Here is a 21,191-nt window from a genome sequence, read left to right as displayed (position 1 = left end):
CACCGCCACCACCCCGTTCCACCCCCGCCAACCTGCACTGCGAGGGACTGCCCGCCGAGAGGGTCTGTGTCGCTGTCCGAAGCGTCAAACTTCCCATCCCGCTTTTGTACACATAAGGCTCATGACGGTTCAGGGGGCTGGGGGGATAGCCTGGAGCAGTGATCAGCGCGATACGCCCTGGGGGCAGCGAAGCCCCCGGCCTGCGCCCGGAACGCCACAGCGCCCGGGCGATCGGTGATCCGTCTCTGCCGGCCCCGTCGTTCCTCTCTCTCGAACGCGGCCCGGACAACTCTCATCGCGGCACGACGCCGACCAGGACCGGACACCCCGTGTCGTGGCGTCGCGCCGCACTTTCCCCCTACGTCACGCAACGGCGCGCGACAGGAGTCAGAGGACATGCAGACCAAGCTGGACGAAGCCAAGGCCGAGCTGCTCGCACGGGCCGCCCGGGTAGCTGAGAACAGTCCTGGTGGGGGACGCCTCCCCGCCGGGTCCGAGCGTGGGCAGCGTCCGGACCGGGACACCCTGCTCGGTTACCTCCAGCGCTACTACCTGCACACAGCCCCCGAAGACCTCGCCGACCGCGACCCGGTCGACGTCTACGGGGCGGCGTTCTCCCACTATCGGCTGGCCGAGAATCGCCCCCAGGGCACGGCCAATGTGCGGGTTCACACCCCGACCGTCGAAGAGAACGGCTGGATGTGCAGCCACTCCGTGGTCGAGGTCGTCACCGACGACATGCCCTTCCTCGTCGACTCGGTCACCAATGAGCTCTCCCGGCAGGGCCGCGGCATCCATGTCGTGATCCACCCGCAGGTCACCGTCCGCCGCGATGTGACCGGCAAGCTCATCGAGGTCCTCCACACCGACCGGCACAGCCGGAGTGCCAAGGGCGCCAAGGCCCTCCCGCACGACGCCCTGGTCGAGTCCTGGATCCATGTCGAGATCGACCGCGAGACCGACCGCGCCGATCTCAAGCAGATCACCTCCGACCTGCTGCGCGTCCTGTCCGACGTGCGCGAGGCCGTCGAGGACTGGGAGAAGATGCGCGAGGCCGCGCTGCGCATCGCCGACGAGCTGCCGAAGGAGCCGGTCGCCGACGATCTCCTCGACCAGGACGTGGAGGAGGCCCGCGAGCTGCTGCGCTGGCTCGCCGCCGACCACTTCACCTTCCTCGGCTACCGGGAGTATCAGCTCACCGAGACCGACGCGCTGGCCGCCGTCCCCGGCACCGGCCTGGGCATCCTCCGCTCCGACCCGCCCCACAGCGAGGACGAGGACCACCCCGTCAGCCCCTCCTTCAGCCGGCTGCCCGCCGACGCCCGCGCCAAGGCCCGTGAGCACAAGCTGCTCGTCCTCACCAAGGCCAACAGCCGGGCCACCGTGCACCGGCCCAGCTATCTCGACTACGTCGGGGTCAAGAAGTTCGACGCCGACGGCAATGTGGTCGGCGAGCGCCGCTTCCTCGGCCTCTTCTCGTCCGCCGCGTACACCGAGTCCGTCCGCCGGGTCCCGGTCGTACGGCGGAAGGTCGCCGAAGTCCTCGACGGCGCGGGCTTCTCGCCCAACAGCCACGACGGCCGCGACCTGCTCCAGATCCTGGAGACCTACCCGCGCGACGAGCTGTTCCAGACCCCCGTCGACCAGCTGCGCGCCATCGTCACCAGCGTCCTCTACCTCCAGGAACGCCGCCGGCTCCGGCTCTATCTGCGCCAGGACGAGTACGGCCGCTACTACTCCGCCCTCGTCTATCTGCCGCGCGACCGCTACACCACCGGGGTGCGGCTGCGGCTGATCGACATCCTCAAGGAGGAGCTGGGCGGCACCAGCGTCGACTTCACCGCGTGGAACACGGAATCGATTCTCTCCCGTATCCACTTCGTCGTCCGGGTCCCCCCGGGCACCGAGCTGCCGCACCTCACCGACGCCGACACCGAGCGGATCGAGGGCCGGCTCGTGGAGGCCGCCCGCTCCTGGGCCGACGGCTTCGCCGACGCGCTCACCGCCGAACTGGGCGAGGAGCACGCCGCCGAACTGCTGCGGCTCTACGGCAGCGCCTTCCCCGAGGGATACAAGGCCGACCACTCGCCCCGCTCGGCCGTCGCCGACCTGGTCCACCTCGAAGCGCTCACCAGCTCCGGCCGCAACTTCGCGCTCTCCCTCTACGAGCCGGTCGGCGCGGGCCCCGGCGAGCGCCGCTTCAAGATCTACCGCACCGGCGAGCAGGTCTCGCTCTCCGCCGTGCTGCCGGTCCTCCAGCGGCTCGGCTGCGAGGTCGTCGACGAGCGCCCCTACGAGCTGCGCTGCTCCGACCGGTCCATCGCCTGGATCTACGACTTCGGTCTGCGGATGCCGCCCACCTCGGGCAACGGCGACTACCTCGGCGACGACGCCCGCGAGCGGTTCCAGGACGCCTTCGCCGCCGTCTGGACCGGCGAGGCCGAGAACGACGGCTTCAACTCCCTGGTGCTGGGCGCGGGCCTCACCTGGCGGCAGTCCATGGTGCTGCGCGCCTACGCCAAGTACCTGCGCCAGGCCGGCTCCACCTTCAGCCAGGACTACATGGAGGACACCCTCCGTACCAATGTCCACACCACCCGGCTGCTGATCTCCCTCTTCGAGGCCCGGATGTCCCCCGAGCGCCAGCGCGCGGGCACCGAGCTGACCGACGGCCTCCTCGAAGAACTCGACGGCGCGCTCGACCAGGTCGCCAGCCTGGACGAGGACCGCATCCTGCGCTCCTTCCTCACCGTCATCAAGGCCACCCTGCGGACGAACTTCTTCCAGAGCGCAGGCGATGGAAGCGACAGGAAGGGCCAAAGTGCCAGCGGCTCCGCGCAGCACCACAGCTATGTGTCGATGAAGTTCGACCCGCAGGCCATCCCCGATCTGCCCGCGCCCCGCCCGGCGTACGAGATCTGGGTCTACTCCCCGCGCGTCGAGGGTGTGCATCTGCGCTTCGGCAAGGTCGCGCGCGGCGGTCTGCGCTGGTCCGACCGGCGGGAGGACTTCCGGACGGAGATCCTCGGCCTGGTCAAGGCGCAGATGGTCAAGAACACCGTGATCGTGCCGGTCGGCGCGAAGGGCGGCTTCGTCGCCAAGCAGCTCCCGGACCCCTCCCTGGACCGGGACGCCTGGCTCGCCGAGGGCGTCGCCAGCTACAAGACCTTCATCTCGGCCCTGCTCGACATCACCGACAACATGGTCGCCGGCGAGGTCGTGCCGCCCTCCGGCGTCGTGCGCCACGACGGCGACGACACCTATCTCGTCGTCGCCGCCGACAAGGGCACCGCGTCCTTCTCCGACATCGCCAACGAGGTCGCGGTCGCCTACGACTTCTGGCTCGGCGACGCCTTCGCCTCCGGCGGCTCCGCCGGATACGACCACAAGGGCATGGGCATCACCGCCCGCGGCGCGTGGGAGTCCGTCAAGCGGCACTTCCGCGAGCTGGGCCACGACACCCAGACCGAGGACTTCACCGTCGTCGGCGTCGGAGACATGTCCGGGGACGTATTCGGCAACGGCATGCTGCTCAGCGAGCACATCAGGCTGGTCGCGGCCTTCGACCACCGCCACATCTTCATCGACCCCAGCCCGGACGCGGCCACCTCCTACGCCGAGCGCCGCCGCCTCTTCGAGCTGCCGCGCTCCAGCTGGGCCGATTACGACAAGTCGCTGCTCTCGGCGGGCGGCGGCATCCATCCCCGTACCGCCAAGTCCATCCCCGTCAACGCGCAGATCCGCAAGGCGCTGGGGATCGAGGCCGGTGTCTCCAAGCTGACGCCCGCCGAGCTGATGAAGGCGATCCTCCAGGCCCCCGTGGACCTGCTGTGGAACGGCGGCATCGGCACCTATGTCAAGGCCACCGCCGAGTCCAACGCCGATGTCGGCGACAAGGCCAACGACCCGATCCGGGTCAACGGCGACGAGCTGCGGGTGAAGGTCGTCGGCGAGGGCGGCAACCTCGGACTGACCCAGCTGGGCCGGATCGAGTTCAGCCGCACCGGCGGGCCCGAGGGCACCGGCGGCCGGATCAACACCGACGCCATCGACAACAGCGCCGGTGTCGACACCTCCGACCACGAGGTGAACATCAAGATCCTGCTCAACGGCCTGGTCACGGACGGCGATCTGACCGTCAAGCAGCGCAACCAGCTGCTCGCCAGGATGACCGACGAGGTCGGCGCGCTGGTCCTGCGCAACAACTACGCGCAGAACGTCGCCCTCACCAACGCCGTCGCCCAGTCGCCCTCCCTCCTCCACGCCCACCAGCGCTTCATGCGCCGGCTCGGCCGGGACGGCAAGCTGGACAGGTCGCTGGAGTTCCTCCCCAACGACCGGCAGATCCGTGAGCTGCTGAACAACAACAAGGGAATGAGCCAGCCCGAGCTGGCCGTCCTCCTCGCTTACACCAAGATCACGGTGGCGGAGGAGCTGATCGGCACAAGCCTGCCGGACGACCCGTATCTGCGCCGGCTGCTTCACGCGTACTTCCCCAAGCCGCTGCGCGAGAAGTACACCGAAGCCGTCGACGGCCATGCGCTGCGCCGCGAGATCATCACCACCGTGCTGGTCAACGACACGGTGAACACCGGTGGCTCCACCTTCCTGCACCGGCTCCGGGAGGAGACGGGCGCGTCGATCGAGGAGGTCGTGCGCGCGCAGACCGCCGCCCGCGAGATCTTCGGTCTCAGCGCGGTGTGGGACGCCGTGGAGGCCCTGGACAACAAGGTCGCGGCCGATGTCCAGACCCGGATCCGGCTGCACTCGCGCCGGCTCGTCGAGCGCGGCACGCGCTGGCTGCTGGGCAACCGGCCGCAGCCCTTGCAGCTCGCCGAGACGGTCGAATTCTTCGCCGCCCGGGTGGAGCAGGTCTGGGGCGAGCTGCCCAAGATGCTGCGCGGCGCGGACCTGGAGTGGTACCAGGGGATCCTGGACGAGCTGACCGGCGCGGGCGTGCCGGAGGGACTGGCGCTGCGGGTGGCCGGCTTCTCCTCCGCCTTCCCGACGCTGGACATCGTCGCCATCGCCGACCGTACGAAGAAGGACCCGCTGGCGGTCGCCGAGGTCTACTACGACCTCGCCGACCGGCTGCGGATCACCCAGCTGATGGACCGCATCATCGAGCTGCCGAGGGCCGACCGCTGGCAGTCGATGGCCCGTGCCTCCATCCGCGAGGATCTGTACGCGGCGCACGCGATGCTCACCGCGGACGTCCTCTCCGTCGGCGACGGAGCCTCCTCGCCCGAGGAGCGCTTCAAGACCTGGGAGGAGAAGAACGTCTCGATCCTGGGCCGCGCGCGGGCGACCCTGGAGGAGATCCAGGGCTCCGACACCTTCGATCTGGCGAATCTGTCCGTGGCGATGCGGACGATGCGCCAGCTGCTGCGGACCCACAGCTAGCCGGTACGAACGCCCGGAGCGCCCGTCACCCTTCCGAGGGGGCGGGCGCTCCCGCGTACCCGGACCGTTTACGGTGACCCGGGCCGATTCCGCGTACCCGGCTGTAACGATCGGCCCCGCCGCACCACTTCTCCATGACAGACGAAACCCGGAGGGGACGGAGGTGCGGGCGGTGACCGAGGAAGCGGACCGCTTCACCGCGATGTACGACGCCTGCCGCGGGCGGGTGTGGGCCTACGCGGTGAGCAGGGCCGGCCGGCAGATCGCGGACGAGGTGGTGAGCGAGACCTTCGCCGTCGCCTGGCGGCGCTGGGCCGATGTGCCGCGGACACCACTGCCGTGGCTGCTGGGCGTGGCCCGCAACATCCTGCGCGACACGGTGCGCGCCGAGGTCAGACGCGAGTCGTTCGCGGCGGAGCTGGGGGAGTGGACCGAACGGTCCGCCCCCGGCGGCGGCGCGGACGATGTCGCCGACGAGGTGGCGGACCGGAACGCCCTGCTCGGCGCCCTGGCCACGCTGCCCGAGGACGACCGCGAGGTGCTGATCCTCGCGGCCTGGCACGGGCTCACCCCCGCCGAGGCGGCGAGCGTCGTCGGCTGTTCGTCGGCCGCGATGCGCGTACGGCTGCACCGGGCCCGCAAGCGGCTGACCAGGGCCGTCGACCTGGCCGAACCGGCTGCCAGGGCCGCCGTCCCCCAGGGGCGCACCCGGGCCCGCCGGGTCCAGCTCGTAGGAGAGGAAGCGTGAAGGTGAACCGGACGGAACGTGATGTGATGCGGCGGCTGGCCGCCGCCCGCCCCGCACGGCTGGACCCGGCGGTCCCGGCCGACCCCGGGGTCAGGGCCGAGGAGCTGGCCCTGGCGATGAGCGGCCCGCCGGGGGCGTCGGGGGTGTCGCCCCGGGCCGTCGCCGTCCGCCGGGTGAGCCCCCGGTGGGGCATCGGCCTGGTGTCGGCAGCGGCAGCGGCGGCTGCGGCCGTGGTCGCCACGCTGATGGGCCCGGCCGGGGACGGCGGCCCCGGCCCGGGGACCTCCCGGGAGGCCGCGCCCGCCTCGGGACGGGACTTCCTGCTCGCCGCCGCCGTACGCCAGGAGGCCGACGGCGGCGGCACTGACGCCACGGGCGCGTTCTGGTACCAGCGGCAGCGCCACGGCTCGCTGCACCGGGTCGAGGGAGGCGACGGCAAAAGCGGCGGGGGCGGCGGCTACACCGTCGACCGGCGGAGCGACTCCGAGTACTGGCTGGCCCGGGACGCCGACCGGCGCTGGTCCCGCTCCACCGCCGCCGGCACCCGCCCCGCCACCGCCGACGACGAGCGCGCCTGGCGTCGGGCCGGCTCGCCCCGCGCCTGGGACGTGGCCGGCTCCTTCGAGAAGCTGACCCGGGACGACACCGCCCTCATCACCCAGGACGCCCCCGGCGGTGCCACGGACACCATGCCGATGGGCGACCTGGAGATCGCGGAGCTGCGCGCCCTGCCGACGGACGACAAGGCCCTGCGCGAGCGTCTGCACGAACTCGTGGACGCCGAGTACAACGCGCCGCCCGACACCCTGCGGCGGCTGGTGGCGGCCAAGGCGCTGGAGATCGCGGTCGGCATGCCCGCCACCCCCGGGCTGCGTGCCGCCGCCTACCGGCTGCTCGCCGCCGAGCCCGGAGTGCGCTCGCTGGGCGGGACCGAGGACCGCTCGGGCCGGCGGGGCGACGGGGTGGCGATCCCCGATCAGGAGGCCGGCACGGAGCAGCGGATCGTCCTCGACAGGAGGACCGGGGCCCCGCTCGGCACTCTCACCGCGGCCACCCGGGACGGGCACGGCCGGGTGAAGGGCGAGATCATCGAGTACACGACCATGGTCGGGCAGAGCTGGACGGACACCCCTCCGCCGTTCGACCGGGACGACCAGCGGGAGATGCACATCCCGTACGACCCCCGGAAGAAGCCGGAGCCCGAGCCGGAGCCTGTTCGCACCGCCCGGGACTGAACGCTCACACGGTCGCCGCCCACAGCCGCCGGCAGGCGAGGACGGCGGCCGTGACCAGCAGCCCGTTGCGGAGCACCATCAGCAGACAGCCGAGCGCGGTGCCCTCCACGACATGGTCGTACAGCAGCGGGAAGGCGAGCGAGCTGAGCGCCGCCGCGGGGATCATCAGCAGCGCCACCTGCCGCTGGCAGGTGTGCCGGGAGGTCAGACAGACCGCCGCCAGGCCGAGCAGCCAGATCAGATACTGCGGGCTGAGCACCCGGCTGGTGACGGTGAAGAGCAGGACGGCGGCGAACGCGGCGTCGTAGGCGGTGGCCGGGGTCCAGCGGCGGGCCCGGATCCGCCACAGCAGCAGCCAGCACATCGCGCCGAGGCTCAGCGCCAGCGAGAGCCGGGCCACCGCCGGGACGTACGGCCCGGTGAACTCGAACGCGCCGTACTGGAACGCCACCTTCCCCGGCCATCCCCACTCTCCGGCCAGCAGCAGCGCGGTCCCGCCCAGCGACTCGATCTGCACCCCGCGCGCGCCCTGTTGCCGCAGAAAGTCCAGGGGGTCGCTGAAGCCGGTCATCAGTACGGTCATCAGCACGGCGGCGGAGGCGGCGGCGCAGGCCCAGACGGTACGGGTGGTGCGCCCCTTGGGCGTGCCGAGGAGGGTCAGCAGCGGCCACACCTTGAGCAGCGCGCCGATCCCGGCGAGGGCCCCGCTGAGATGCGGTCGCCCGTGCAGCGCGAGGAGGGCGAGTACGGCGAAGGCGGTGACGGGCACGTCGTAGCGGGCGAGCGGCAGATTCAGCAGCAGCGGCAGTCCGCAGATCCAGAGCCAGGCTCCCTGGAGACCGGCCCCCTGGAGTCCGGAGCCCCGGAGTCCGGAGCCCCGGAGTCCGGAGCGGGCCAGGGCGAGGGTGACGACCGCGTCGGCGAGCAGGACCACGGCGACGAACGCCTGGAAGTAGGTCAGCCAGGGCAGTGCGGCGGGGGAGAGGAAGACGACCGCCGCGCCGGGCGGGTACTGCCAGGTGACGTCGTTCAGCGGGAACGCGCCGTGGACGAGCTGCTCGTACCAGCTCCGGTAGAGCCGGTGCACCTCGCCCGCGACGCCCGAGTCGCCGAGGTGGTCGACGAGCAGCAGGACGAGCATGCCGACGCGGGTGGCCGCCCAGACGGCGGCCAGCGCGAGGGCATGGCGGGGCCTGTTCCCCGTCCCGTACTCGATGGCGAGGGGGGCAGGTTGCAGGGAGGCGAACCGAAGGGGCGTCATCGGCCGGTACTTTAGTGCGCTTTGGTGTGTTTTCTAGCCATTCCTGGCCGCGCGGCAGCCCGCTACTTCACCGCGCCCGCCATCACCCCCGACACGAACTGCTTCTGGAACGCGAAGAACACCGCCAGCGGAATGACCAGCGACAGAAACGCCCCCGGCGCGAGGACGTCGATGTTGTTGCCGAACTGCCGCACCTGCCGTTGCAGCGCCACCGTGATCGGCGCGCTCTCCGAATCGGCGAAGATCAGCGCCACCAGCATGTCGTTCCACACCCAGAGGAACTGGAAGATCCCCAGCGAGGCGATGGCCGGCGCGCCCAGCGGCATCACCACCCGCGCGAACAGCCGCAGCTCGCCCGCCCCGTCCAGCCGCGCGGCCTCCAGCAGCTCCCGGGGGATCTCCGCGAAGAAGTTCCGCAGCAGGAAGATCGCGAACGGCAGACCGAACGCCACATGGAAGAGGATCACCCCGAGCGTCGTCTCGAAGAGCCCGACCCGGCCGAAGAGCTCGGACACCGGCACCAGCGCCACCTGCACCGGGACCACCAGCAGGGCGACCACCGCCATGAACCACCAGTCGCGGCCCGGGAACTCCATCCAGGCGAAGGCGTACCCCGCCAGCGATCCGATCACCACCACCAGCACCGTCGCCGGAACGGTGATCATGACGCTGGAGACCAGCGAGCCGGTGATCGCGTCGTTCTCCAGCAGCCGCGCGTAATTCTCCGTCGTCAGCTGCGCGGGCGCGGTGAACACCTTCCACCAGCCGCTCTCCGCGATGTCGGCGGGCCCGCGCAGCGAGGAGAGCAGCAGTCCGAAGGTGGGCATCAGCCAGAACAGACCCACCAGCACCAGGAACACTTGGGTGGCGCCGCCGCCCGCCCGGGCCGCGAGCCGGGCCGGAAGGGAGCGTTTCGCCTTCACCGCGCCACCGCCCCCCGTCGTGCTCGTCGGCGTTGTCGGGGCCATCGGGGTCATCGGCGGCTCTCCCTTCGCATACGGCGGATGTTGAAGAACATCACCGGGATGACCAGCAACAGCAGCAGCACCGCGATCGCGCTGCCCACCCCCAGATGCGCGTCCGAGCCGAACGAGGACCGGTACAGCTGGAGCGCCAGCACATTGGCGTCGTCCTGGGCCGAGCCCGGCGCGATGATGTACACCAGGTCGAAGATCTTCAGAACGTTGATCATCAGCGTGACCAGCACCACCGCCAGGACCGGGGCCAGCAGCGGCACCGTCACCCGGCGGAAGACCTGCCACTCGTTCGCGCCGTCGATCCGCGCGGCCTCCAGCAGCTCGCGCGGCACGCTCGCGAGCCCCGCCGCGATCAGCACCATGGCGAACCCCGCCCACATCCAGACATAGCTGCCGATGATCGCCGGGGTCACCAGCGACGGCCCGAGCCAGCTGACGCCGCTGTACTGCTCCCGGAAGTTCTCGGCGGGCAGCCGCAGCAGCGCGCCGTCCGCCGAGGCCGGCAGCGAGAAACCGCCGTCCGCCCCGGCCCGGGCGGTGGCGACCACCTCGCCGTCCCGCACCGCCTCCACCGTGATGCCCTTGAGCCCCAGCTCCCGGGCGTCCACCACATTGGGCCGGCCGCCGCCGCCCCGGGTGAAGTCCAGCCAGGCCGTACCGGTGATCCGGCCCTCCGCCGCCGCGCCCTCCGCCGCCGCGCCCTTCTCCGCCGCGCCCGCCGCCGGGTCCCGGGCCGGGCGCGCGCCGGACGGCATCCGCGCCGGGGCGACGCCCACCAGCGGCAGCAGCGCCGGTTCGGCCGCGCTCACCGGCTTCTCGGTGAGGTACGAACCCCCGCCGCCGGGTTTCAGCGGATGCACCGGCAGCGGACGCGCCCCGGGGAATCCCCCCGACTCGGCGAAGCTGTCGTGCACACCGACCCAGACCGCGTTCGCCACGCCCCGGTCCGGATCCTGCTCGTACACCAGCCGGAAGATGATTCCGGCGGCGAGCATCGAGACGGCCATCGGCATGAAGACGATCAGCTTGAACGCGGTGCCCCAGCGGACCCGTTCGGTCAGCACGGCGAAGATCAGCCCCAGCACCGTCGCCACGGCCGGCGCGACCGCCACCCACACCGCGTTGTTCTTCACCGCGACGAGGATGCTGTCGTCGGTGAAGATCCGCGCGTAGTTGTCGAAGCCCGCGAAACCGCCGCCGGACTCGTCGAAGAAGGACCGGTGGACCGAGTACCCGATCGGGTAGACCACGAGCGCGCCCAGCAGCACCAGCGCCGGCAGCAGAAAACCGGCCGCGAGGGCTTTACGGGTGCCTGTCACGCTCTTGCGCCGTGGAGCGGCGGGGGCGGCGGGATCCGCCGGATCCGCCGGTCCGCGCGCTGTCGTCGCGGTGGACACCCCTCAGTCCTTGTACGCCTTGGCGGCGTCCGACTCCAGCTTCCGCTGGATTCCCGCCACATCCTCCGGGTCCTTCAGAAAGTCCTGGAGCCGCTTCCAGAAACCCTCGCCGGGCGTCCCGCCGAACGACTGCGGCATCTGGTCCGACATGTCGAAGCGGAAATCGTCGCCCGCCGCGATCAGTGCCTTGGCGATGGAACGCTGCACCTCATTCGGGTACACGGCCAGGTCCAGCGATGTGTTCGGGGAGACGAAACCGCCCTCGGCCGCCTGGATCCCCGCCGCGTCCGGCGAGGCGAGGAAGGTCAGCAGCGCCTGCGCGCCCTTGCTGTCCTTGAGCGCCACGGCGGCGTCGCCGCCCGTCACCACCGGCGGTTTCGCGCCGACCGCCGGGAACGGGAACACCTTGGCGTCCTTGCCGATCTCCGCGTCGGTCTGCGCGATGTTGACGCCCACGAAGTCGCCCTCGAAGACCATCGCGGCCTTGGGCTGGTCCCCGCCGGTGAACGTCTGGGTGACCGAAGCCGGGAACTCGGTCTGGAGCGCGCCGTCCGCCCCGCCCGCGATCAGCGCCTCCTCGCCGAAGAGCCGCCCGAGGGTGGTCAGCGCCTCCCGCACCGAGGGATCCGTCCACTTGATTTCGTGCTCGGCGAGCCGGTCGTACTTCTCCGGACCCGACTGGGAGAGATAGATGTTCTCGAACCAGTCGGTGAGCGTCCAGCCGTCCGCGCCCGCGACCGACACGGGGGTGACGCCCGAGGCGGAGATCGTCTCGGCGGTGGTCAGAAACTCCTGCCAGGTCTTCGGCTCCCGCGCGCCCGCGTTCTCGAAGACGGCGCTGTTGTACCAGATGAGCGATTTATTGGCGGCCTTGTAGTAGACGCCGTACTGCTTCCCGTCGACCTGGCCGATCGCCTGCCAGCCCGGAGAGTAGTTTTCGGCCAGCTCCACCTGGGCCGCCGGTCCGACCGGCTTGGCCCACTTCCGTTCCACCGTCTGCCGGACGGCCCCGGGCTGCGGAAGCATCGCCACATCCGGCGGGCTGCCACCCGCGATCTTCGTCCCGAGGAAGTTGACGATCGGGTCCTGCGCGGGCACGAAGGTGACCTCGGCCCCGGTCCGCCGTTCGAACTCATCGAGAACCTTGACGAAGTTCTCCTGCTCAGGCCCGCTCCACACCGCTGTGACCTGGATCTTCTCGCCGTCCAGCCGGGGGAGTTCCACCCCGGGCGGACTCGGCGTCCCGCTCTTGCCCCCACTGCCGCCCTCCTCGCCGCCGCCCCCGTCGCCGCACGCGGCGAGGGTGAGTGCGGCGACGGCGGCGAATACCGCTGCGGCCCTGCCCGTGCGAAGAGTTGTGCGCATTTCTGCCCCGTCTCTCGCGTGCGCTGTCCCGTTGCCCGACAGGTGTATGCCCCGGCTCCGGGGGCCCGCAATACCGCCCGGGCGACCCGAGAGCCTTTCGTGATCCCTCCGTGAGGTGATCTCGCCCACGCGCCCGCCGAGCCTGGCCGGTTCACCCCTTGCCAACCGGAGCGCCCGAGGACCGCCCCGGGGAGGGTCAGGGGTGTACGGGGGAGAGCGGCGGCACCGGGGCCGCGTCCACCAGATGCGCCGCCCGCTCCAGCGCGCTCGCCAGCAGCGCCAGGTCCGTCGGCCCGTTGCCCAGCTCGCGCACCGGACGGCTGGTGGGCGGATCGCCCATCCGCTCCCACTCCAGCGGCACCACGGTCGGCCGCAGCGTCGCCGTGCGCGGAATGCGGCCCGTCACCCGGCCGCCCTGGAAGGGCGTCACCCGGCCGTCCGGGAGAATCAGCCTGCCACGCCCCGGAACGGGATCCTCCGGCCGGGCCGAAGCGGGCGGCGCGTCCAGCACCACCCGCAGCCGCGCGCCGCGCGCGGGCTCCGTGTCCGCGGTGCGCTCCGGACGGGCCGAGGTCGCCACCAGATGCACCCCGAGGCGCGCGCCGTCCCGCGCCACGGCCTCCAGCGCCCGCACCACCGAACCGGCGGCCGGCCGCCCCGTACTCCCGAGGGCCGGTGCCACCAGCGCGTCGAAGTCGTCCACCAGCACCACCAGCCGGGGCAGCGGCCGATCGGCGAGGGCCGGGACGCGGTTGCGCGCGCCGGGACGCAGCCGGAGCGTGCGGCTCGGCGGGGATTCGAGATCGCCCCGCGCCGTGCCCTCGTGCTGCCCTGCGGAGGCGGAGGCGGTCGCGGAGGCCTGGGTCGGGGCCGGGGCGGAGACCGAGGGGGCGGGGGAGCGCGCGGGAGGGCCGGGGGAGTGGGCGGGCGGGCGCTGGCCCACCAGCCGCTCCGCGACCTGCCGCCGGGTCTGGCTCTCGGCGAACTCCACCCCGCCCAGCAGCTCGGCGCGCCGCTTCAGCTCCGCGCCCAGCGCCTGCGCGAAGGCCCGCATCCGCAGCGGGTCGCTCGCCACCAGATGCTCGGCGACATGCGGCAGCTCCGTACAGACCGCGAGCCCCTCGCCGCGCCCGCCGCCCGCTCCGTCGACGAGCAGCAGCCCGACCCGGTCGGGCCGGCCGGCGGCGGCCAGCGAGGCGGCGACCGAGCGCAGCAGCTCGGTGCGGCCACTGCCGGGCGGGCCCTCGATCAGCAGATGGGGGCCGTCCTCGGTGAGATCGAGGGCGACCGGGCCGTCCGGGCCCGCGCCCAGCACCACGGCCCCGTCGGAGGTGCCCGAGGCCCAGCGCGCCATCAGCGAGGCGGGGGTGGCCCGGGCCAGGCCCAGCTCGTCCAGCAGCCGGGCCGACCGGGGCAGCGCCGTCGCGGCGCTCGGTCCGGGGCCCGTGCCCTCGGTGCGCAGCGGGGCGAGCGCCCGTGCGAACCGCTCGGCCCAGGCCGCCGAGACCGCGTCCACGGCGGCCGGGACGCCCTGGCCGGCGGGCAGCCCCCCGGCCGTGCGCAGCAGCCGCAGCGCGGTGGCGACATCGCCGCTGAGTATGGCGACCGCGCCGCACTCGCGGAAGGCGAGCGAGGCCTCGCAGGCCGTCTCGTAGGTGGCGGCTATCGGGGAGAGCGGCGAGGCGGCGGGGGTCTCCGCCAGCACGATCAGATGGATTCCGGCGGCCGGCCCCACGCCCGCCAGCCGGGCCGTGGTCTCGCGCAGCGCGGCCGAGCCGGGGTCTCCGTCGACGACGACGACCGTACGGGGGCCCTCGTGGCCGGCCGCCGCCCGTGCCACCGTGTCGCGGTCGGCGCTGGGCCAGCCGGGGCCGAGCGGGCCCTCGTCCAGCCGCCGGACCAGCTCGGCGGTCCGCGCGGCGGCCTGCTCCTTGTCGTACGCCAGCAGCAGCCGGCAGTCCTGGCCGTGCGCGGGGCGCAGATGCGGCAGCCAGCCGAGCCAGGACCACTCGGCCCTGCGCTCCTCCAGGCTCCGCGCCCGGTCCGCGCTGATCAGCACGATCTCCAGATCGGCGGGCGCGTGCAGCGCGGCGAGCTGGGCCACGGCGGAGCGGGCGGTCCCGGCCAGCCGCTCCCGGGGCCCGGCGAGCCCGAGCGATCCGGCCTCCCGCAGACCGGCGGTGACCGGTACGGACGAGAGCCCGTCGCGGTCGGCGGTGCCCAGCCGCAGCACCAGCGACTCGGGGTGCGCGGGCCCGCGCTCCCACAGCCGGGGCCCGGGGCCGAGCGCGGTGAGGAGTACGGCGGCGGGGTCGGGCCAGATGTCGGAGACGGGCGCGGCGGGGACCGGGGGCTCCGGCTCCGGACGCACCGGCTCCACGGGCTCCTCCCGGCCCCCGGCGAGCCTTCGGGCCCAGGCCCCTATGCCCCGCTTGCGCGGCGGCTCGGGGAGCGGGACGGGCGGGACGGCCAGGGCCGCGTGGGTGCCGCCCGCGCCGCCCGTCCCGCTCCCCGAGCCGTCCGGCTCCTCGTCCGCCGACCCCGCCGACCCCGCCGAGCCCGCCGAGCGGACCGGGGCGTACTGCGCGGGCACCCGGGAGGTCAGCCCCCGGGCGGGCCGCGGACCGGCCGCCCCGCCCGTGGACAGGGGCGCGCGGACGTCGGGGGACTCCCCGGTGCTCGCCACACCCTCGGGGCCTTCGGCCGGCCCGCCCGATGCGTCCTCGGATTCCGCGCCCGCGTCCGCGCCCGTGTCCGTTTCCGTGCCGACGGCGGCGGGCACCGGCACGCGCAGATGTCCCTCGCCGTCGGGGACCGTCACCAGCGGCGGGACCCGCCCGCCGGGCGTCAGCCGCAGCGTCGACTCCCCCAGCCGCAGCAGCGCGCCCGGGGGCAGCCGCACCGGGCCGGGGCCCACCGGTCTGCCGTCCAGCGAGGTGCCGTTGGTGGAGCCCAGGTCCGCGACGGTGACCCGGCCGTCGTCCCCTATCGTCACCTCGCAGTGCAGCCGAGAGACATCGGGATCGGCCAGCGGGACATCGGCCTCGGCCGAGCGGCCGACGGTGATCCGGCCGCCGTGCAGCAGATGCACCCCGCCCGCGTCCGGCCCGGCGACGACATGGAGCTGCGCGGAGGTGTCCGTGCCGGGCGGCTCGGCCTCGCCGGGGAAGTGGAGCGAGAGCACCGCCCCGTCGACCAGCGGCGGCTCGCCCAGCACCCGGCGCTGGGCGTCGAGGCGCTCGTCGCCCGCGTAGACCACGACGGGGCCGTGGGCGTCCGGCCCGGCGACGGCCGTCGCCAGGGCCGATGCCACGGCGGCCAGCGCCGTGCCGGCGGGCGCGGTGACCAGGACGTCGCACGCGCGCGCGCCCGAGCGCCCGCGCGAGCCGGAGCCCGCTCGGATCCCGGAAGCCGCGCCGGACCCGGACGCGCTTCCCGCCGCGGACTGCCCGCCGCGCGGCGCGGATACGGTCAGCCGGATCTGCATCGCCGTCAGCAATCCCTTCTGCACGGGGCGCCCGGCGGGGGACCGCCTCGAACCGCCCCCACCCGGCAGGTCGTCACGGGCCACAGGGCTCCCGCCCCCACGGCTCCGTGCTGAGGGCATCCTCGCACCTGCCACTGACAACACGCCCGGGTACCGCCAATAAGTGATCTTGATTGGTCCGCTCCGGACGGAAAAGTGCCTGGTTGGGTTCTCCCCGCCGCCGGTGTGATGTGTACGGCACCCCCGCTCCGGCAACCTTCTCCCCCGTGCGGGCGTCTTCCTCCCGTGGCGTCCGGGCCGCCGCGCACCGCCGCGAGGGCCCGGAGCGTGCCGGACGAAGATCGTCCGGACGGCTCACCGGGTGCGGCCTGTGGACAAACCGCCGGTGTCGCACCCGGCGGCACTAAAGTGGTCCGGAAACCCGGGCGGAGTCACCGCGGGCCCGGAGCACGCAAGGACCACGCAAGGACCACGATCAGCAGGGAGCGCATGACGTGCGGCCTGTAGGCAGCAAGTACCTCCTGGAGCAGCCGCTCGGACGCGGTGCCACGGGCACCGTCTGGCGTGCCCGTCAGCGCGAGACGGCGGGCGCCGAGGCGGCCGTGCCGGGCCAGCCGGGCGAGACCGTCGCGATCAAGGTCCTCAAGGAGGAGCTGGCGAACGACCCGGACATCGTGATGCGCTTTCTGCGCGAGCGCTCCGTCCTGCTCCGGCTCACCCACCCCAATATCGTCAGGACCCGTGACCTGGTCGTCGAGGGAGACCTCCTCGCCCTGGTGATGGATCTGATCGACGGCCCCGACCTGCACCGCCACCTCCGGGAGAACGGGCCGTTCACCCCGGTCGCCGCCGCCCTGCTGACCGCCCAGGTCGCGGACGCGCTCGCCTCCAGCCACGCCGACGGCGTGGTCCACCGCGACCTCAAGCCGGCGAACGTCCTGCTGAAGACCGACCCCGACGGCCAGATGCACCCGATGCTGACCGACTTCGGCATCGCGCGCCTCGCGGACTCCCCGGGCCTCACCCGCGCCCATGAGTTCGTCGGCACCCCGTCCTATGTCGCCCCCGAGTCCGCCGAGGGCCGCCCGCAGACCTCCGCCGTCGACATCTACGGCGCGGGCATCCTGCTGTACGAGCTGGTCACCGGCCGTCCCCCGTTCGCCGGGGGCACCGCCCTCGAGGTGCTCCACCGGCATCTCACCGAGGAGCCCCGCCGCCCCACCACCGTCCCCGAGCCGCTGTGGACGGTCATCGAGCGGTGTCTGAGCAAGGAGCCGGGCGAGCGGCCCGGGGCCGAGAGCCTCGCCCGCGCGCTGCGCACGGTCGCGGCCGGGGTCGGCGTCCACTCCACGCCCGCCCAGGCCGACGCGGCCTTCGGGGTCGCCGCCCTGCTCACGCCGGACCCGTCCCCCGCGCCCGTCCCGCCCACCCCGGGCGCCGCCGACCCCACCCAGGTGCTGCCGGGCAACGCGGGCTCGTTCGACCCGAACGCGGCGACCAGCATGATGCGGCAGACCGGCGGCCCGGCCGGCGCGGCCGACCCGACCAGCGTCCTGCCGCACACGGGAGCCGCCGGGGCCGCGGGAGCCGCGGACCCCACGAGCGTGCTGCCGCACACCGGAGCGGGAGCGGGCGCCGCCGACCCGACCGCCGTGATGCCGCCCGTGCCGCCGCGCCCGGACGGCTCGCCGCAGCCCGGGCCGGGGGACCCGCACCCCTGGCAGTCCCAGCTCCAGGCCGCCCGCGACCGCAATGAGCAGACCCAGGTCCAGTACCTCGACCCGAGCCAGGACCCGCTGCGACGACGCCCCCAGCGCCAGCCCCAGCAGCCGCCCCAGCAGCAGTACGCGCCTCCGCAGCATCAGCAGCAGTCCTACCAGCAGCCTCACCAGCCGCAGCCCTACCAGCAGCAACCGCCGCCCCAGCAGCCTCAGCAGCCGCCCCAGCAGCGCCCCCAGCCCCGTCGGCAGCGCCCGCAGCTCCAGCCCCAGCAGCCGCAACAGCAGCAGTACGCGCCCCAGCCGTACGCGCCGCCGCAGCAGCCGCAGGCACCTCAGCAGCCCCAGCAGCCCCAGCGGCGGGAGCCCAGGCCGCCGCGTCAGCGGAGCGCCAACCCGACCCGCATCCCGGGTCTGGGCTGCCTCAAGGGCTGTCTGGTCTCCCTGCTCATGCTCGTCGTCGCCGGCTGGCTGGTCTGGGAGCTGACCCCGCTCCAGGACTGGGTCGCCCAGGGCAAGGGGTACTGGCACGCGATCGGCGACGGCATCTCGGCGGTCTCCGACTGGATCTCCGAAATCGGCGCGTCGAGCGGTGGCGGCGGGCAGTAGCCGCCGGGCCGGGCCGGTCGAGGGACCGGACCCGGCCACCGAAGAGACATGTCGACTTCTGCGGGTTGATTTCGCCCGGAGAAGTGAAGGTTGGTGCCATCCGGGGCACACACGCTCCGGATCCCCGCGTACGTTAGGGACGACGCCAGCCGCTGAGGGAGCAGTCTTGGCACGGAATATCGGCAGCCGGTACACAGCCCACCAGATCCTCGGGCGCGGCAGCGCGGGCACGGTCTGGGCGGGTGAGGGCCCCGACGGGCCCGTCGCCGTCAAGCTGTTGCGCGAGGACCTCGCCTCCGACCAGGAGCTGGTCGGACGCTTCGTCCAGGAGCGCACCGCCCTGCTCGGGCTCGACCACCCCCATATCGTCGGCGTCCGCGACCTCGTCGTCGACGGCAACGACCTCGCCCTCGTCATGGACCTGATCCGGGGCACCGATCTGCGCACCCGTCTCGACCGGGAGCGCCGCCTCGCCCCCGAGGCCGCCGTCGCGATCGTCGCGGACGTCGCCGACGGCCTCGCCGTCGCCCACAAGGCCGGAGTCGTCCACCGGGACGTCAAGCCGGAGAACATCCTGCTCGACATGGAGGGCCCCCTCGGCCCGGCCGGCTCCCACCCCGCGCTGCTGACCGACTTCGGCGTCGCCAAGCTCATCGACACCCCGCGCCGCACCAAGTCCAGCCGCATCATCGGCACCCCGGACTATCTCGCCCCCGAGATAGTGGAAGGCCTGCCGCCGCGCGCCGCCGTCGACATCTACGCCCTCGCGACCGTCCTCTACGAGCTGCTCGCCGGCTTCACCCCCTTCGGCGGCGGCCACCCCGGCGCGGTCCTGCGCCGCCATGTCACCGAGACCGTCGTCCCGCTCCCGGGCATCCCCGACGAGCTGTGGCAGCTGATCGTCCAGTGCCTCGCCAAGGCCCCCGCCTCCCGGCTCCGCGCCTCCGAGCTGGGCGTACGCCTCCGCGATCTGCTGCCGATGCTGGCCGGCATGCCCCCGCTGGACGTCGACGAGCCCGGCACCGAACCCCAGCCGGAGCCCTACCGGGAGCCCGCCCCCGAACCGGCGGCCGAGGCGCGCCGCCGGGGCGCGGTCCCGCTCGTCCCCGGCGCGGCCCCCGCCGACTCCAACCGCGACACCCACACCTCCATGCGGGTCCCCGCCCCCGACGAGCTGGCGGGCGGCGCCCACGGCACCGCACGCGCGCCCCGCGCCCCCGGCCAGCCCCGCCCCGGCTCGGCCCGCAACAAGACCGGCGGCAGAACGTCCGGCGCCTCCGGCCCGCGCCCCGGCGGGGTCTCCCGGGCCGTGCGCAAGCGCCGGATCACCCTCGGCGTCGCGGGCCTGGCCCTCGCCGCGGCCCTCGGCGTGGGCGGCTGGCTGGCCGTCGGCGACGGCGAGAACACCCCTCCGGCCAGGGATTCCCGCCACTCCACCCCCACCGGCCCCTAGCCCGCAGAAGGCCCCCGAAGGCCCCGGCAAAGCCCCCGAGGGGCCCCGGGGAGCGCTCCTCCCGGGGCCCGTATGACAGGGACCCGCCGGGAACGTTCCCCGGAGCCGTTACGCTGGACCCGTGGCAGTCGTCGATGTATCCGAAGAGCTGAAGTCCCTCTCCTCGACCATGGGGTCGATCGAGGCCGTCCTGGACCTCGACAGGATGAGGGCAGACATCGCCGTGCTCGAGGAGCAGGCCGCGGCCCCGTCCCTCTGGGACGACCCCGAGGCGGCGCAGAAGATCACCAGCAAGCTCTCCCACCTCCAGGCCGAGCTGCGCAAGACCGAGGCGCTCCGCGGTCGCATCGACGATCTCTCCGTCCTCTTCGAGCTGGCCGAGGCCGAGGACGACGCGGACACGCTCGCCGAGGCCGAGTCCGAGCTGACCGACGTCCGCAAGGCCCTGGACGAGATGGAGGTCCGCACCCTCCTCTCCGGCGAGTACGACGAGCGCGAGGCCCTCGTCAACATCCGCGCCGAGGCCGGCGGCGTGGACGCCTCCGACTTCGCCGAGCGCCTCCAGCGCATGTACATCCGCTGGGCCGAGCGCCACGGCCACACCACCGAGATCTACGAGACCTCCTACGCGGAGGAGGCCGGCATCAAGTCGACCACCTTCGTCGTCAAGGCCCCGTACGCCTACGGCACGCTCTCCGTCGAGCAGGGCACCCACCGCCTCGTGCGCATCTCGCCCTTCGACAACCAGGGCCGCCGCCAGACCTCCTTCGCGGGCGTCGAGGTGCTCCCCGTGGTCGAGCAGAGCGACCATGTCGAGATCGACGAGGCCGAGCTGCGCGTGGACGTCTACCGTGCCTCCGGCCCCGGCGGCCAGGGCGTCAACACCACCGACTCCGCGGTCCGGATCACCCACGTCCCCACCGGCATCGTCGTCTCCTGCCAGAACGAGCGCTCCCAGATCCAGAACAAGGCGAGCGCGATGAACGTCCTCCAGGCGAAGCTGCTGGAGCGCCGCCGCCAGGAGGAGCGCGCCAAGATGGACGCCCTCAAGGGCGACGGCGGCAACTCCTGGGGCAACCAGATGCGTTCCTACGTTCTGCACCCGTACCAGATGGTCAAGGACCTGCGCACGGAGTTCGAAGTGGGCAACCCGCAGGCGGTGCTGGACGGCGAGATCGACGGCTTCCTGGAGGCCGGGATCCGCTGGCGCAAGCGCCAGGAGAAGTAACACCGATTCTTCGCACGAAAGGCGCCGGACTCCTCAGGGGTCCGGCGCCTTTCGCGTAAGAGTCTCTCGCCGCTCCCCGATGAATTCATTCGGACGAGTGAAATCCCCGAATCAACTCTCTTTGTCGACAAGGTAACTCGGCTCTCTCCGCCCTCTCCTCCTTCTTATGTCACAGTTGCATCCCCGCACGCCGGGCAAGCGTCTCTATTGCGGACATCGCACGCACAACTGCCTTGACGTGTCTGGGGAAACTGGGAAGGGTTGCGCGCGGCATGCGTGTTTCCGGGGCCGATGTGAACCGAGGGGAAAG

Annotated in this window: 11 protein-coding genes; 6 read left to right on the top strand and 5 right to left on the bottom strand. The window is 72.9% G+C overall.

Annotation, left to right across the window (positions count from 1 at the left end):
* Positions 1-396: 396 nt before the first annotated feature.
* The 3 genes from ABD371_RS07515 to ABD371_RS07505 all read left to right on the top strand — a co-directional run bounded on the left by ABD371_RS07515 (position 397) and on the right by ABD371_RS07505 (position 7,386).
* The gene (locus ABD371_RS07515) at positions 397-5,403 is read left to right on the top strand and encodes an NAD-glutamate dehydrogenase (RefSeq protein ID WP_344474042.1); all 5,007 of its coding nucleotides are present in this window, start codon (positions 397-399) and stop codon (positions 5,401-5,403) included.
* Between the two features lie 172 nt (positions 5,404-5,575).
* Complete coding sequence (locus ABD371_RS07510; protein ID WP_344474040.1) at positions 5,576-6,151, top strand: RNA polymerase sigma factor; 576 nt, start codon at positions 5,576-5,578, stop codon at positions 6,149-6,151.
* A 2-nt stretch (positions 6,152-6,153) separates the two neighbouring features.
* Positions 6,154-7,386, top strand: a complete 1,233-nt coding sequence (locus ABD371_RS07505; protein ID WP_344474038.1) for a CU044_5270 family protein — start codon at positions 6,154-6,156, stop codon at positions 7,384-7,386.
* A gap of 4 nt (positions 7,387-7,390) precedes the next feature.
* Here ABD371_RS07505 and ABD371_RS07500 read toward each other — a convergent pair whose 3' ends face one another.
* The 5 genes from ABD371_RS07500 to ABD371_RS07480 all read right to left on the bottom strand — a co-directional run bounded on the left by ABD371_RS07500 (position 7,391) and on the right by ABD371_RS07480 (position 15,873).
* Positions 7,391-8,647: a glycosyltransferase 87 family protein gene (locus ABD371_RS07500; protein ID WP_344474036.1), complete on the bottom strand. Its 1,257-nt coding sequence runs from the start codon at positions 8,645-8,647 to the stop codon at positions 7,391-7,393.
* Between the two features lie 62 nt (positions 8,648-8,709).
* The gene (locus ABD371_RS07495) at positions 8,710-9,615 is read right to left on the bottom strand and encodes a carbohydrate ABC transporter permease (RefSeq protein WP_381733384.1); all 906 of its coding nucleotides are present in this window, start codon (positions 9,613-9,615) and stop codon (positions 8,710-8,712) included.
* Between the two features lie 5 nt (positions 9,616-9,620).
* On the bottom strand, positions 9,621-11,021 hold the full coding sequence (locus ABD371_RS07490) for a carbohydrate ABC transporter permease (RefSeq protein WP_381733348.1): 1,401 nt from the start codon (positions 11,019-11,021) through the stop codon (positions 9,621-9,623).
* Between the two features lie 3 nt (positions 11,022-11,024).
* Positions 11,025-12,386 (bottom strand): ABC transporter substrate-binding protein, encoded by a 1,362-nt coding sequence (locus tag ABD371_RS07485; RefSeq protein ID WP_344474030.1) that lies wholly within the window; start codon positions 12,384-12,386, stop codon positions 11,025-11,027.
* A 196-nt stretch (positions 12,387-12,582) separates the two neighbouring features.
* The gene (locus tag ABD371_RS07480; RefSeq protein ID WP_344474130.1) at positions 12,583-15,873 is read right to left on the bottom strand and encodes an FHA domain-containing protein; all 3,291 of its coding nucleotides are present in this window, start codon (positions 15,871-15,873) and stop codon (positions 12,583-12,585) included.
* 494 nt (positions 15,874-16,367) lie between these two features.
* On the opposite strand from ABD371_RS07480, the gene ABD371_RS07475 reads away from it, so the two are divergent.
* The 3 genes from ABD371_RS07475 (at position 16,368) to prfB (ending at position 20,881) form a co-directional block, all read left to right on the top strand.
* Positions 16,368-18,200 carry a serine/threonine-protein kinase gene (locus ABD371_RS07475; RefSeq protein WP_344474028.1) on the top strand — a complete coding sequence of 611 codons (1,833 nt, stop codon included), beginning with the start codon at positions 16,368-16,370 and terminating at the stop codon, positions 18,198-18,200.
* A gap of 166 nt (positions 18,201-18,366) precedes the next feature.
* A complete protein-coding gene (locus tag ABD371_RS07470; protein ID WP_344474026.1) occupies positions 18,367-19,653 on the top strand; it encodes a serine/threonine-protein kinase in 1,287 nt (428 codons plus the stop codon).
* Between the two features lie 121 nt (positions 19,654-19,774).
* Positions 19,775-20,881: a peptide chain release factor 2 gene (prfB, locus tag ABD371_RS07465; RefSeq protein WP_190125687.1), complete on the top strand. Its 1,107-nt coding sequence runs from the start codon at positions 19,775-19,777 to the stop codon at positions 20,879-20,881.
* Positions 20,882-21,191 lie beyond the last annotated feature (310 nt).

This window comes from Streptomyces amakusaensis (assembly GCF_039532665.1).
GTDB classification, from domain to species: Bacteria; Actinomycetota; Actinomycetes; order Streptomycetales; family Streptomycetaceae; genus Streptomyces; species Streptomyces amakusaensis.
Note: the sequence above shows the minus strand (reverse complement) of the source record. Positions and strands in the feature narration are given on the sequence as shown.